Source organism: Lysinibacillus zambalensis, assembly GCF_040183165.1.
Classification (GTDB): domain Bacteria; phylum Bacillota; class Bacilli; order Bacillales_A; family Planococcaceae; genus Lysinibacillus; species Lysinibacillus zambalensis.
This window is the reverse complement of sequence record NZ_JBEGDG010000003.1, coordinates 214,013-226,735: the sequence shown is the minus strand read 5'-3', so window position 1 is coordinate 226,735 and position 12,723 is coordinate 214,013. Positions and strand designations below refer to the sequence as shown.

Annotated in this window: 13 protein-coding genes; 8 read left to right on the top strand and 5 right to left on the bottom strand. The window is 35.4% G+C overall.

Annotated elements, in window-relative coordinates; all coding sequences use genetic code 11:
• Nucleotides 1-95: 95 nt before the first annotated feature.
• Nucleotides 96-1,451, top strand: a complete 1,356-nt coding sequence (locus ABNX05_RS06760; protein ID WP_197142252.1) for a TrkH family potassium uptake protein — start codon at nt 96-98, stop codon at nt 1,449-1,451.
• Nucleotides 1,452-1,954: 503 nt separating this feature from the next.
• Here the strand turns inward: ABNX05_RS06760 and ABNX05_RS06755 are convergent.
• Nucleotides 1,955-3,694, bottom strand: a complete 1,740-nt coding sequence (locus ABNX05_RS06755; RefSeq protein WP_349659030.1) for a B12-binding domain-containing radical SAM protein — start codon at nt 3,692-3,694, stop codon at nt 1,955-1,957.
• Nucleotides 3,695-3,905: 211 nt separating this feature from the next.
• On the opposite strand from ABNX05_RS06755, the gene ABNX05_RS06750 reads away from it, so the two are divergent.
• Together ABNX05_RS06750 and ABNX05_RS06745 are read left to right on the top strand one after the other, a co-directional pair.
• Nucleotides 3,906-5,369: a PAS domain-containing sensor histidine kinase gene (locus ABNX05_RS06750; protein ID WP_349659029.1), complete on the top strand. Its 1,464-nt coding sequence runs from the start codon at nt 3,906-3,908 to the stop codon at nt 5,367-5,369.
• A gap of 119 nt (nt 5,370-5,488) precedes the next feature.
• Complete coding sequence (locus ABNX05_RS06745) at nt 5,489-5,935, top strand: MarR family winged helix-turn-helix transcriptional regulator (protein ID WP_079559637.1); 447 nt, start codon at nt 5,489-5,491, stop codon at nt 5,933-5,935.
• Between the two features lie 283 nt (nt 5,936-6,218).
• Here ABNX05_RS06745 and ABNX05_RS06740 read toward each other — a convergent pair whose 3' ends face one another.
• The 3 genes from ABNX05_RS06740 to ABNX05_RS06730 form a co-directional block, all read right to left on the bottom strand.
• The gene (locus ABNX05_RS06740) at nt 6,219-6,923 is read right to left on the bottom strand and encodes a DUF8580 domain-containing lipoprotein (protein ID WP_349659028.1); all 705 of its coding nucleotides are present in this window, start codon (nt 6,921-6,923) and stop codon (nt 6,219-6,221) included.
• A gap of 63 nt (nt 6,924-6,986) precedes the next feature.
• Entirely contained in the window at nt 6,987-7,601 is a 615-nt protein-coding gene (locus ABNX05_RS06735) for a CPBP family intramembrane glutamic endopeptidase (protein ID WP_349659027.1), read from the bottom strand.
• 81 nt (nt 7,602-7,682) lie between these two features.
• Nucleotides 7,683-7,871, bottom strand: a complete 189-nt coding sequence (locus ABNX05_RS06730) for a YkvS family protein (RefSeq protein WP_053483503.1) — start codon at nt 7,869-7,871, stop codon at nt 7,683-7,685.
• Nucleotides 7,872-7,996: 125 nt separating this feature from the next.
• Here ABNX05_RS06730 and ykzS point away from each other — a divergent pair, with 125 nt between their 5' ends.
• The 3 genes from ykzS to ABNX05_RS06715 all read left to right on the top strand — a co-directional run bounded on the left by ykzS (nt 7,997) and on the right by ABNX05_RS06715 (nt 9,653).
• A complete protein-coding gene (gene ykzS / locus ABNX05_RS06725) occupies nt 7,997-8,185 on the top strand; it encodes a protein YkzS (protein ID WP_349659026.1) in 189 nt (62 codons plus the stop codon).
• Nucleotides 8,186-8,277: 92 nt separating this feature from the next.
• Nucleotides 8,278-8,454: an aspartyl-phosphate phosphatase Spo0E family protein gene (locus ABNX05_RS06720; protein ID WP_079559641.1), complete on the top strand. Its 177-nt coding sequence runs from the start codon at nt 8,278-8,280 to the stop codon at nt 8,452-8,454.
• 332 nt (nt 8,455-8,786) lie between these two features.
• Nucleotides 8,787-9,653, top strand: coding sequence for an NAD(P)-dependent oxidoreductase (locus ABNX05_RS06715; RefSeq protein WP_349659025.1), 867 nt, complete (start codon nt 8,787-8,789; stop codon nt 9,651-9,653).
• A gap of 115 nt (nt 9,654-9,768) precedes the next feature.
• Here the strand turns inward: ABNX05_RS06715 and ABNX05_RS06710 are convergent, their stop codons facing one another.
• Nucleotides 9,769-10,161 (bottom strand): DoxX family protein, encoded by a 393-nt coding sequence (locus tag ABNX05_RS06710; RefSeq protein ID WP_197142234.1) that lies wholly within the window; start codon nt 10,159-10,161, stop codon nt 9,769-9,771.
• A gap of 159 nt (nt 10,162-10,320) precedes the next feature.
• Here ABNX05_RS06710 and ABNX05_RS06705 point away from each other — a divergent pair, with 159 nt between their 5' ends.
• A complete protein-coding gene (locus ABNX05_RS06705; RefSeq protein ID WP_349659024.1) occupies nt 10,321-10,638 on the top strand; it encodes a winged helix-turn-helix transcriptional regulator in 318 nt (105 codons plus the stop codon).
• Between the two features lie 707 nt (nt 10,639-11,345).
• Nucleotides 11,346-12,674, top strand: a complete 1,329-nt coding sequence (locus tag ABNX05_RS06700; RefSeq protein ID WP_349659023.1) for an MFS transporter — start codon at nt 11,346-11,348, stop codon at nt 12,672-12,674.
• Nucleotides 12,675-12,723: the final 49 nt, after the last annotated feature.

Sequence of the window (12,723 nt, the reverse complement as noted above, 5' to 3'; positions counted from 1 at the left end):
GGGATAGTCGTAGCTATTCCTCTTTCTTTTTTTAAGTATTTTTCCTATACTAATATCTATCGAGTTTGGCATCATATTAGGAAGGGGTTTTCAACGTGCCCTGGAAAAGATCAAAAAATAGACTTGTTACACCTTTTCAGGTGCTTGTCTCTTATTATTTTATTGCTATAGCGATTTCCTTCCTGTTACTACGGCTACCAGGCGTTCATCAAGAAGGTGTACACGTTTCATTATTAGATAGCTTGTTTACGGCTGTAAGTGCAGTTAGTGTAACGGGTTTAACAACATTCGATATATCTGAAAGCTACACAACATTTGGCCTCGTGATGGTACTTGTCATTTTACAACTTGGCGCAATTGGCATTATGTCACTTGGTACCTTTGTGTGGTTACTAGTTGGGAAAAAAATAGGAATGCGTGAGCGTCAGTTAATTATGATTGACCATAATCAATACAATTTGTCAGGGGTTGTCCAATTAATTCGCGAAATATTGAAAATCTTAATCGGTATTGAAGTGATGGGTGCGTTTATTTTAACGTTGCACTTTACAAACTATTTCGATACTTTCGAAGAAGCGCTGATTCATGGTGTTTTTGCCTCCGTTTCTGCTACCACAAATGGTGGTTTTGATATTACGGGCATGAGTTTATTACCGTTTCATAACGATTACTTTGTACAAATAATAACGATGTTATTAATCGTGCTAGGCGCGATAGGCTTCCCAGTATTAATTGAAGTGAAATCGTTTTTACTTCATCGCCATGCAAATTTCCGCTTTAGTTTATTTACAAAAATAACGACCTCTACATATGCAATTTTATTTGTGGTAGGGGCTCTCGTTATTTTATTGCTTGAATCATTCCATTCCTTTAAGGGAATGTCTTGGCATGAAGCGCTATTTTCTGCAATGTTCCATTCTGTTTCAACACGATCAGCTGGACTGACGACGTACGATGTCACAACCTTTAGTGAAGCGACAGATATTTTTATGAGCTTTTTAATGTTTATTGGTTCTTCGCCAAGTTCAGTTGGTGGAGGGATACGTACAACAACGTTTGCCATGGCTATTCTATTTCTAATTACCTTTTCACGAGGAAGAGAGGATATTCAAGTATTCGGACGAGAAATACATTTAATCGATGTATTCCGCTCGTTTGTTGTTATTTTATTGGCATTCTTTATGGTATTAGTCGCGACAATTATGTTACTCATTACTGAGCCACACGCATCACTGATTCAAATAATTTTTGAAATTACATCAGCGTTCGGAACGTGTGGGATGTCTTTAGGGATTACCTCGGATTTATCTGCATTTGGTAAAATTATTATTATGATTTTAATGTTCGTTGGTCGTGTTGGTTTAATCTCCTTCCTTTACACTCTTGGTGGTGGTGGTAGAGGCAAAAAATCAAGTTATCACTATCCTAAGGAACGAGTAATTATCGGGTAAGTACTAGACCATTCAATACTTGAATAGCCCCATATCTAAGATTGAAATAAAAAAAGAGCTAATGTAGCTCTTTTTTTTATTTCCGTACTATTTTCCGGTTGCCAATAAGTTTATTGAACGAGAATTTTAAAGGTTAACTTAGTAGAAAATCTATTCATAAAGAGGTATTTAGATTGCGTAATTGACAAGGAATTGTCTTTGACACACAATTGTCGAAAAATTTTAAATTGTTTTTTCCTGGTTATTATGACTATTTAATAGGTAATATTTCCAATGAATAGCTATCAATGCATTAATATTTTCGAACTAAACTTTTTTAGGATAATAGTAATACTTAAAAGAACATCTGTTAAGTGTAATAAAGCAATTATTTTTGATTGCCGAAGATTTAATAAAAATGTAATTATATGGGTTGTTTTTAAAGGTTGCTGAAAAATTTAAGAGTTTTTAATGTATGAAAAAAACGCTAGTCCTAAATTTTCTTCATGGACTAGCGTTTCTTATTATAAAGAGTCGATTGTTGCAAAATATGGAGCTTGACCGTGACGGAAGTAAGTTAAAAGATAGCCACTTTTTTGTACAATTTTGCCTTTTGAAAAATTTTGGTAATCAATGTAATGTGGAATAATGAGCGTATGTTTAAACAACTCTTTTTCAGATAGATTGAAGTTGGCAAATGTCTCACCTGCGATGGCAGGGTTTTCACGTAATGCCGAATAAAGTGCTTTTTGTTGCTCCTCTGTAGGACGCTCCTTCCACCATAATTTACGCGGCTGGAACTGTTGAGCCATTAAATAATCTAGTTGCATTAGGCTTTGAATGGTAGTTAAATCAGCACCTTCAACAGTTTCTAAAAACATTAATAAGCGAAGGAATAAATCCTCAAGCTGATGTCCGATACGCGACCAACCTTTAGTTTCCCAATAAGTACCGAAGTTTTGGAAGAAATCAAATGGTGTTTCAAACACGTCAGTTACTAAATATTCAATCGTATGATCCATACGGTGAGCGTTCCAGTATTTCTCAAGCACGTCCTCTGCATGTTTAATGCGCACAATATCATCAAATGTTAAGACATTATTAGAGAAAATCTCGTAAGGTGATTGGTCTACATACGTATAGCCAAATTTTTCAGCCTCTAGACGAAGGCCTGTACCACGCAGAAGCTTAAGGAATCCAAGCTGTAATTCTTCTGGACGCATTGCGAAAACGTCATTAAAGGTTTGACGGAAGCTTGCATAATCCTCCTCTGGTAAACCAGCGATTAAGTCTAAATGCTGATCGATCTTTCCACCTTCTTTGACCATTGTCACTGTACGTGTTAGTTTTTCAAAGTTTTGACGGCGTTTCACGAGAGTGTTTGTTAAATCGTTCGTTGATTGAACACCGATTTCAAAACGGAAAAGACCTTTTGGTGCGTTATCATTTAAAAACTGGATAACCTCAGGACGCATAATATCAGCGGTAATTTCAAATTGGAATACAACCCCTGGCTTATGTTCATCGATTAAAAACTGGAACATTTCCATCGCATAGCTGCGGCTTATATTGAATGTACGGTCCACAAATTTAATAGTACGTGCACCGTTGTTCATCAAGAATCGAATATCTTCTTTTATTTTTTCTCGGTTAAAATAACGAACCCCTACTTCAATAGAAGATAAACAAAATTGACAGCTAAATGGACAGCCGCGACTTGTTTCAATATATTGGATTCGTTTGCTTAGATGAGGGAGGTCCTCCTCGAAACGAAATGGACTTGGCAATTCACGTAAATCAATTTTTGGTGCTTGTGCGTGAATGCGTACTTTACCATCCTCTAAGTAGCAAATCCCTGGAACATCCTCCAATGCAATTTCTCCATGCAAATGGCGTAGTAATTGTTTAAAGGAAGTTTCTCCTTCACCCATAACAATGAAATCAACCTCTTCAATTCTACGTAACCAATGGTGCGAATCGTAAGAAACTTCAGGTCCGCCGAGCAAAATTTTAACATTTGGACAGACAGTTTTTAACATTTTGATAACGTGAATAGTTTCTTCAATATTCCAAATATAGCAACTAAATCCTACAATATCAGGTTTTTTTTGGAATAAATCTGATACAATATTAAAAGCAGGATCTTTAATTGTATATTCTGCAATGATCGGATTAAATTCTGGTAAAGCAGCACCTTTTAAATAACGCAGTGCTAAATTTGTGTGAATATACTTTGCATTTAAAGTAGTTAAAATAGTATTCATGAAATAATCTTCCTTTCAATTTCTAATTGTAACAGTCAAGTAGCTGTCAAACAATATAATCCTTTTTGCCTATTTATTTTGTGAACAGTTCGTGAAATAATTTTAAATACTTAAATTTACTAAATTTTGTAATAATAGAATCGTGCAGTCATAAAGTATAGTAAAGGCTCAAAATTCGATTAAGGGGTTTTTTACTCTATTGAAAGGTTCGGTGAGAAAGTTGAAGCAAAATGATATTAATCAATGTTTTGGAAATCTTATGACAAGTACTTCGTCACCAACACTTATTCTTAATAAAGTAGGTAAAATTTTAAACATGAATGAGGCTGCTATTAAACTGTTTAACCTCAATTCATCGTATATAGGTTATTTAACAATGGACGAGTCCTCTAATTTAAATTGGGCAAAATTCGTTAAACAATTACAAAGTGATTTGAGATCAGAAGAAATCTTCAATATTCAAACAGCTAGTAATGAGTTTGAAATGATGTCTTTCAAATGTTTTTTTGATCCGAACACAGAAGAAATCGTTGCGCAAATTTCAACATTAAATAATGACATAGCTCATGAATTATATGTTAGCCAAGAGCAAGAGAGATCACAATCTTTCCATGCTTATGATCACTTACCGTACGCTGTTATTATAAGTGACGCTAGCGGGATTATTCTTGGGCTAAATAAGTATGCTGAGATGTATTTAAAAATAGAAAAATCGCAGCTTCTTCATAAGGCACACCAGCACATCTTTGATACTTTTACACTTAAGAAAGGCCAAATTACTTCATACCTTTCTAAACTGATGGGTGAAAAGCATGCAAATATTCATGTAGTCGATGAAACGCAAGTTATTACCCCTTGCTATTATGAAATTTCAAGTATCTATGATGAATACAACAATATTATTGTCACAGTCATTAATGATGAAACAGAAAAGAAACAACTTCAACATAAAGTTGAACATCAGCAAGCTTTAAATGTTGTCGGTCAAATGGCCGCAAGTATCGCCCATGAAATCCGTAATCCATTAACTTCTTTAAAGGGCTTTACCGAATTATTAAAGTTAAATGCTGATGAAGAGTCCAGTATGTATTTATCTGTCATCGATAGTGAACTCCAACGGATGGAACAAATTTTATCCGAGCTCTTAGTATTGTCCAAGCCAACAAGTATGAAAGTAGAATTATTAGAGCTAAATAACATTGTGAAGCAAGTGATTGAGTTTATGCTTCCAGATGCGCTTATGAAAAATATTATGATTCAATACATTTCTCCTTCTACACAAGTATACATTGGTGGCAATGAGAATCGCTTAAAGCAAGTATTCATGAATCTTATTAAAAATGCGATGGAATCCATGAATAATGGTGGAACGATCACAGTAGAAATGACTGCTGACTGTGCAATTGCTGAATTACAGATTAAAGACGAAGGTGTCGGTATGGACAGTGCTACCCTTCAAAACTTATTCCAGCCTTTTTACACGACGAAATCAGCAGGGACAGGACTAGGCCTTGCTTTTGTGAAAAAGGTGATTGAAGAGCATGAAGGTGTAATAGGTGTGAGTAGTGAATTACAAAAGGGGACATGCTTCCACTTACAATTCCCCATTTACTCATTTAATCAGGTGGATACAATGGATGTGTCCACGAAAGATTCTGCTTATTTAGTAACATAAAAAGAGTCAATGTGTACCGTAAACGACATATGAGGCTTAAAATCAAATAATGCTTTTGACAATGCTTTTCTAATATCGCTATAATGGCATGTATAAAAGCGAATTGAAAGGAAAAGGATATGACGTCAGAAGATATAAAGCAATCATTAAAATTATATATCGTATTATCACGTGCACATAAAGCAATTAATGAGACAACCCAACAATTTTTTCAAGAGAATGGACTAAATCCTACTGAATTTGCTGTCTTAGAGCTTCTTTATCATAAAGGAAGACAGCCATTACAGCAAATTGGCAATAAAATTTTGCTTGCTAGTGGGTCTATTACGTATGTCATTGACAAACTTGAAAAAAGAGGATATTTATTACGTGTTTCATGTCCGTCAGATCGCCGTGTTACGTATGCAGAAATTACGGACAAAGGTGAAGCATTTATGGCGGAACTATTTCCAAAGCATGAACAGCATTTACATGAATTGATGAGCGTGCTATCTATTGAGGAAAAAGATCAAGCTATCACTTTATTAAAAAAATTAGGACTGTCTATTAAGGATTTGTCTTATTAAAAAGGGTTGTCTCAATGAATTTGAGGCAACTTTTTGTGTTGAACAAAAGGCTTAAAACTATTAGGGAGAGAACTTGGTGATTAACGTCATGGAAAAGGGGAAAGCGAGCGACAAAAAAGTATCCTGTCCTTGCGTAACCGCCCTTGTAACGGCTCCTAGCTACCCATGGGTACCAATCCGACCAATCGGAAGGGAAATGAGCCTCACGCTACGGTGTAAACCGTATTAAAAACAATAAAAAGACTGTAGAGCAAACAAGTTTGTCTACAGTCTTTTTGAATCATTATTTTTTAGAAATAGTTGCTGCCATTTTAAACATAGCATCAGTTAAATCAAGTTCTTCGTTATCGTGAATAGTTAATTTAATAATTAAACCATCTTTTTCAAAAACAACGCCGATTACTTTTTCTTTGTCATCAACAAAATTTACAACATAACCTTCAATGTTTTTAATACCCTTAAATGCAGCTAGATCCTCAGAAGATAAAGTTGATGGTTCACCAACAGCATTCATATAATCTTGCATAGATGTTTTTACTTCATCATAGCTTGATTGTGAAACATCTTCGATACGCATGAATACTTCAGCATTTTCGTTAGAAATTAACATGTCTTTACCAGGTTCTTCTTGAGAAAGTTTAAATCCAGGTAGTTGTTGCATTTTATAGCCTTGATCAGCACTTTTCGATTCGCTTGCTGTTTCAGTTTTTTCTTTGCCTTTTTGTACATAGTTAACTTCTTGTTTCGGAGTATTTGCACTATCTGTAGTGTCTGGTTTGTCTGTAGTATCTTTATCTGTTTCATTTGTAGGCGTTTCTTCTGAGTCATTTACAGTTTTATCCTCAGCTGATGGTTTTTGCTGTTGTTCAGTATTTGATGGCTCATTTTTTTGAACATCAGAATCCTCTGTTTTATCAGAAGTGTTACATCCTACGACTAAAATGGCTGTTAGTAATAATGCAGGTAGAGAAATTAATTTTTTTTGCATGAAAAGCCCTCCTTTTATTATTAAACGTTGGTAAAGAGAAAATGTTTCCAAATTTTAATGCTATTATGTTAAAGGTAACACTAAAAATAAGAGTAGTACAAAGACTACATGGGATACAATAACAAGTGGCATACTCTTACGCCATTCATATAACAAGCCCCAAATAATGCCGGTTACAAGTGCAGCAATCATACCTAGCATAAAGCCGCTTATTGCAATAGAGATAGCACTTAAAATCGCTGTTACAATGACTGCTAAAGTAGGTCTCATAAAGCGTTTCAGCTGTTGTTGAACATAGCCGCGCCAAAAGAGCTCTTCACCAATAGCAACGATGAATACAAGTAATATATAGTGCCAAATAGTCTGTGGTCCATAATTTGCTAAAAACTTTTGTACTGATTGTACCAATGAACCATTAATATATGGTGCAAGCCAATAGCCAAAGCGTATAATACCGTATGTTATTGTACCGTATCCAATACCGAAAAGTAAAAATTTCCATGTCGGTAACTGATCTTCAATTTTACCAGCTAAAATCGCAATGGCAATACATACAAGTAAAGTAAATGCATATAGGTACCAAAATACAGCTTGGTTTGCAAAGGTAAAAGCAAGCATGCCATAAACGAATAATAAAGAAAGGAGCCATATTATTGTTTGTTTCGAATTTGTAAGCATTATTCGACCTCCATGCTTTTAATTTTATCAAAAAAAAAGTCCCTTATCATCTATAAAGACAAATAGGGACTATTCAGACTATTAAGCTTCATTTGTATATAAAATTTTGTAACGTTTATGGTTGACGACCGTCTTTTCTTCAATTTCAAGGGAATCGAAATTCTCCATGTATGTTAAATCAACGATCACCGAATTTTCATTTACTTTTTCGACTATACCTTGTAAGCCGTCTTTAAACTCGATAATATTTCCAACTTCAGCTATTTTCACAGACAGTCAGCTCCTTCATCGACTAATAATATACAGTTTGCATGAAAAAATGGAAAACGTAAAGCCTTTTTTGAATAATTCATAATTAATTACACAGAATGCTAAAAAAGAGAGGAATCAAAAAAATGGAAAAATACGAAAATATGCTTAAACAATTACAAAACGGGGAATTAAAAAGTATAGAGATAGAAAAGGAACAATTTTATGAGTTCCGAGAAGTACTAGTAAAACATCCTTTATTTAAACATTATAGAGGTGAGGCCAAACAAAATGGACGCGTAATTTATACTTATCAAGAAATTCCAAGAAGCTGATTTGTCGAACATTGTCGTAAGTTAATGCTGTAAGAAATGAAATATAAATGTATAATAATGGTATGATTATTTGTGTGTGGAGGGTTATATGAATGGTCAATCTACTCTTGAAACAAATGGAACAAACTCGTGAGATGATGATTCGCTCAGGTGTAGAGAACGGGTTACAAAATGCGAAAACCATTCAACTGAGTCGCAGATTAGATCAGTTAATGAATACTTATTATAGACAGACAACATTTGAAGAAGAAGAGCGTCAAGAAGATTGAAAGAATGTTCCAGTATTCAGAGTATAAACTTTTTAAATAATATGTTTAAAAAGCATTTGGTGGGGAATACTTATTTTGAACACAGCAACATTCTCATTTCCCCTTTAGAGCAGTGATACCCCATCTACTGCTCTCTTTTTTTTGTCTTCATTAAGCCAAGATGAAATTGATTTACTCGTATATATGCAGCGCATAAAGTTTTTAGTACAAGTTAATAAGAGAAGTTTGAATTATCGCACTTATTCAACTACACTTATAGATAAGAATAAGTGCTAACGGTTGATCATTTAAAAAGATCAATCATTGCCTTGATCACAAAGGAGTATGTACATATGGGAAAAGAAGGTATTGCATTTGTCGGCACAGGCGTAATGGGCGCAAGTATTATAAAACATTTATTAAAAAATGGTCATGAGGTAACAGTTTTTACACGCACAAAGGAGAAAGCGGAGCCACTCTTGGCGTTAGGTGCAACTTGGGCAAGTACACCAGCAGAAGCATTTAAACATAAGGATATTGCCTTTACGATGGTTGGATACCCTGCGGACGTAGAGGAAGTTTATTTTGGAGATAACGGTTTATTTCAAACAGCTGAATCCGGCAATATCGTTATTGATATGACCACTTCAGAGCCAACATTGGCAAAGAAAATTTTCGAACATGCTCAAAACCAAGGAGTAGAAGCGCTGGATGCACCTGTTTCAGGAGGAGATATTGGCGCTCAAAATGGGACATTATCAATTATGGTTGGAGGTAGCCAAGCTACATTCAATAAAGTATTACCAATTATGAATCATTTCGGTGAAAATATTGTTTATCAAGGAGAAGCTGGTGCAGGGCAGCATGCTAAAATGTGTAATCAGGTCGTTATTGCATCTGGAATGATTGGTGTGTGTGAGTCACTGGCTTACGGTTTAAAGGCTGGACTTGATTTATCGACAGTATTGCAATCCATTTCGTCTGGTGCAGCAGGCTCTTGGTCGTTAAGTAATTTAGCCCCTCGTATGATCAAAGGAGATTACGCACCAGGCTTTTATATCAAGCATTTTGTAAAGGATATGAAAATAGCATTAGATGAATCTAAAAAAATGGGAATTACATTACCAGGTCTAACACTTGCTTATGATATGTATGAAAGGCTAATAGAAGAGGGTTATGGTGAAAACGGTACTCAGGCACTTTTAAAGGCCTATCAATAGAGGTTAACCGACCACTAGAAAACTGAAGAATATAAAATTTTATGAAACCCGAAGTATCGATCTTAGATACTTCGGGTTTAGTAGCTCACTCAGAAAATAGTTAACTACGGCAGCATTACTCTTTATCAAAAAGTTTTGCGTCTAAAGAAAAACTAGATGCTCCTGCAAGTGCAAAGTATAAAGCCATCGCAGCTAAAGCTAAATCCAATTCGTACCCGGCTAAGCCGTTTTCCCCGATAAAGCCAACGCTAAGCTTCGCTGTAAAAATGGCAACGATCATTGTTACTGTCAATAAAGCGCCGATAAGTCTTGTACCTAAGCCTAAAATAATGGCTACACCACCGACTAATTCTATAATGGCAACAATATAAGCCATGAAGCCTGGAATACCAATGGCATCAAAATAATCAGCTGTGAAGCCGATACCTCCCTGAAACTTTTGGAAACCGTGAGTTGCAAAAATAATGCCAAGCACCACACGTAAAATAGTTGAACCGATATTTTGCATAGTTAAATAAACTCCTTTTGTTTTTTAGCTTACATTTCGTAACTTAGTTTATTTTTAAAAACAACTTTTGTCAAGTAACTAAATTTTATTTTTGGAAATGATTTTCGAAAAAATGATATACTGTTATATAAGAACAAAATACATTGGAGGCAGGAAAATTTGGATCAAAAAAAAATTTGTCCCCGATTTGAAAAAGCGCTGAAAATATTAAATCATAGCTGGAACACCCTGCTTATATATCAGTTATTGGAAGGTCCTCAACGATACTCAACGATAAAAAATAAAGTGGGTATTAGCAGTCGTGTGTTAACGGAAAGATTAAAAGAGTTAGAGATTGAGAACATTGTGGAGCGCACGGTTATTCCATCAACACCAGTAGTGATTGAATACGAGCTAACAGAAAAAGGACATGCACTTGCACCGGTCCTTAAAGCAATTGAACAATGGTCTTCTATGTGGGTGAATATAGAAGAATAGTAAAAAGGATATCCAAGCGAGGGGGCTTGGATATCCTTTTAGTGTTGTTGGGAAATGGTAAGGAAATTGAAGGGGGATTTCCGTCAAAAAAGTATGGCTCTCTTTTTCATAGCGAGGGGTTGATTTCCGTTCCGGCTGGGTGCTTTCCTGGGGGCATCCGATGAGCCGCTTCACTCGCGTTGCTCGCTCTAGGGTCTCGGGCCAACAGGATGTTGGTCACGAAGGCGTTATCACAGGAAGTGATGCTTATAGTCTTCGTTCCTCTATATCGCTGATCCCCAAGGAGTCACCCAGCCTCCACTCCAATCAACGACTTTCACATAGCATGTGTGAAAATACAGTGCTATCTTAGCGACATAAGCTACAAAGCGAAGTATGTGGCTCGATTCTTCCCAGAATAAAACGAGTAGATGGATAGACATCTTATTTTTTGACAATAGTTTTACAAAAACAGTAATATCCAAGCGAGGTGGGCTTGGATATTTTTTATTATGAAGGTATAGAAGTTACTGTTTAACTTATAAAGTACTAAAGTCATTGTTTAATAAGTAAATCTTAAGTTTCTCGCAGCTAAGGAGAATTTTAGAGTGTTAGTTAAATGAAAATGCATGTATATTGTAAATAGTGTTAATTTTCATTAAATAAAAGGTATTTTTTATTACATGAGGGAATTTATTTAATAATATAGAGAAGGGAAGGAGGGTTTTATGAAGCGGAATTCAACAGTAGACGTCCAGCATCGGAGTCAGTTAGCACTTTATTTATCATTGCCAATTTTGTCATGGGCATTTTATGATTTTGCGAATACAATATTTTCTTCAAATATTAATACGATATTTTTCCCGTTTTATATGGATGAGGTTTTAGGGACGAATGAGGTAATGCAGCAGGTGGCAAGTACATTTATTTCTTATGCGAATGCGATCGCTAGCTTGTTTCTCGTTCTTTTTTCGCCACTTTTTGGAGTATGGATCGATCAAACAGGCTATAAAAAGAGATTCATAGTATGGTTTGCATCTATATCCATCTTCTTTACTTTTATGATGGGGATTTTTGCGAATTTACAGATGCCAACAAATTTTTCGGGTGTGCCACTTAGTTTGTTTTTAGTTGTAGCTAGTTTTATCATCGCAAAATTTTTCTTTAATTCCAGTCTAGTATTTTATGATTCCATGATGGGTGATTTAGGGACAAAAGAGGAAATGCCCCTTATTTCGGGCTATGGGGTAGCGATTGGGTATCTTGGTACAATATTGGGACTACTTGTTTATTTATACGTAGGAAACAGTGATTTCCATCGAGCATTTATTCCGACTGCCATTTTATATTTATTATTTTCTTTGCCATTATTTTTTATTAATAAAGATACACCGATACCAACATCTCAACGAAAGCCTATTAAATTTTTAGATGGGTATAAGGAAATTGTTCAAACCTTTAAGGACATGAAGCAATATAAAGCTATTTTCACCTTTATGATTGCTTACTTCTTTTTAAATGATGCAATTGCAACAACTATTGCAATGATGGCTGTATATGCAACAACAATCGTAGGCTTTACTTCAGGTCAATTTATCGTGCTTTATTTAGTGTCTACGGTGTCAACTATTATTGGCTCTTTTGCATTTGGTTATATTACAAAAGCAATCGGTGCCAAACGTGCGATAACTATGGTGGCAATATTAATGATAGTTGCTTTAGCATTTGCTGTTTTTGCGACTGAGCAATGGATGTTCTGGCTTGCAGGTAGTATGTTTGGCGTATCGCTAGGATCCATGTGGGTAACATCTAGAACTTATATTATTGAATTGTCTCCTGAAGAAAAACGGGGTCAGTTCTTTGGCTTATTTGCATTTTCGGGTAAAGTATCCTCCATTATCGGGCCAGCAGTCTACGGAACCGTTACGTTATGGATGAAAGATTATGGAACGCTAGCAAGTCGTGTTGCGTTATCGACATTAATTGTGATGACGATAATTGGCCTATTGATACATTTAAAAGTCAATGGCTCAAAAGTTGGAGATGATATTAGATAAGACATATACGCATTCCATGTATATCCGGCTGAACACTTTCCTGAGGGCG